We start from the raw sequence: 1,340 nt of genomic DNA on the forward strand, positions 1-1,340 counted from the left end.
TGAACCGCCCCGACTTTGTCGGAGACCGCCGAGTTTGGCGCTACGCCGCGCGAGCGGAGAGCACCAGATTCCGATTGTAAGCGTCCTCTGCCTCCGCCGGCGACACGTACCCGAGCGGGCCGAGCAACCGATGGTGGTTGTACCAGTGCACCCATTCGAGCGTGGCGAGTTCAACATCCTGGAGCGTACGCCATGAACGCCGATGCACAACTTCGGCCTTATACAAGCCGTTGATCGTTTCTGCCAGTGCGTTGTCGTAGGAGTCGCCGACAGTTCCGACTGATGGCTCAACGCCCACGTCCACCAAACGTTCGGTGTACCGAATGCTGAGATATTGCGACCCGTGATCGCTATGATGGATGAGCCCGGGCGGTGGCTGGCGATCGTGTAACGCCTGGTTCAGCGCATCCAGCACGAAGTCCGTCCTCATCGATCCCGACACGCGCCAACCGACGATACGGCGCGCAAACACATCGGTCACGAAGGCCACGTAGACAAAGCCCGACCATGTCCAGCAATAGGTAAAATCCGCGACCCATAGCGCGTTAGGCCGTTCGGCACGGAATTGACGTTTGACCCGGTCCAGCGGGCACGGCACCGCATCGTCGCGCTGCGTCGTCTTGATCCGGCGCCCACGCCGCACACCTTCGAGGCCCATCACCTTCATCAGGCGCGCAACCGTGCAGCGCGCAACCTTCACGCCATCGCGCAGCAACTGGCGCCAGACCTTGCGCACACCATACACGCCGAAGTTCTCGTCCCAGACCGCCCGGATGAGGGCCTTCAGTTCCGCATCGCGACGCGCTCGCGCTGGCCATTGCTCCGGATCGCTGCGCCGCCCGGCATGCCGGTAATACGTCGACGGCGCGATCGGCAGCAGGCGGCAGATCGGCTCGATACCGTAGACGTCGCGATGCTCGTCGATGAACGCGATCATGGCTTCGATCGGCGGTCGAGCTCCGCCTGCGCGAAATATGCGGAGGCCTTGCGCAGGATCTCGTTGGCCGTGCGCAGCTCACGATTCTCGCGCTCCAGTTCCTTCAGACGCCCCAGCTCCGAAGTTGTAGCGCCCGCTCGTTGGCCACGGTCGCGCTCAGCCTGAATGATCCAGTTGCGAAGCGTCTCGCGTGACATCCCCATCTTCGAGGCGATCGAGCGGATCGCCGCCCCCTGCGTTTGATACTCGTGTTGGTGCTCGAACACCATTCGCACCGCTCGCTCACGGACCTCATCCGAATATCGCGTCCCTGTGGGCTTCCTTGCCTTGCCTTCGCTTTCCATGCTTTAAATCTCCAGATACAGCCAAGATCCAAAGTCTCCTACATTTCCGGGGCGGTTCA

1 protein-coding gene and 1 other annotated feature are annotated in these 1,340 nt (G+C 62.1%); the gene reads right to left on the minus strand.

Translation table 11 applies throughout. The features are described 5' to 3' along the window. Positions 1-40: 40 nt before the first annotated feature. A protein-coding gene (locus AWB79_RS37885; protein ID WP_198399179.1) for an IS3 family transposase occupies positions 41-1,281 on the minus strand; the annotation gives its coding sequence in 2 pieces (ribosomal slippage) (positions 41-975 and positions 975-1,281; 1,242 coding nt in all). After that, positions 863-979: a sequence feature (AL1L pseudoknot), on the minus strand. Its footprint overlaps the gene before it by 117 nt. Positions 1,282-1,340: the final 59 nt, after the last annotated feature.

It is taken from the genome of Caballeronia hypogeia (assembly GCF_001544875.2).
GTDB classification, from domain to species: Bacteria; Pseudomonadota; Gammaproteobacteria; order Burkholderiales; family Burkholderiaceae; genus Caballeronia; species Caballeronia hypogeia.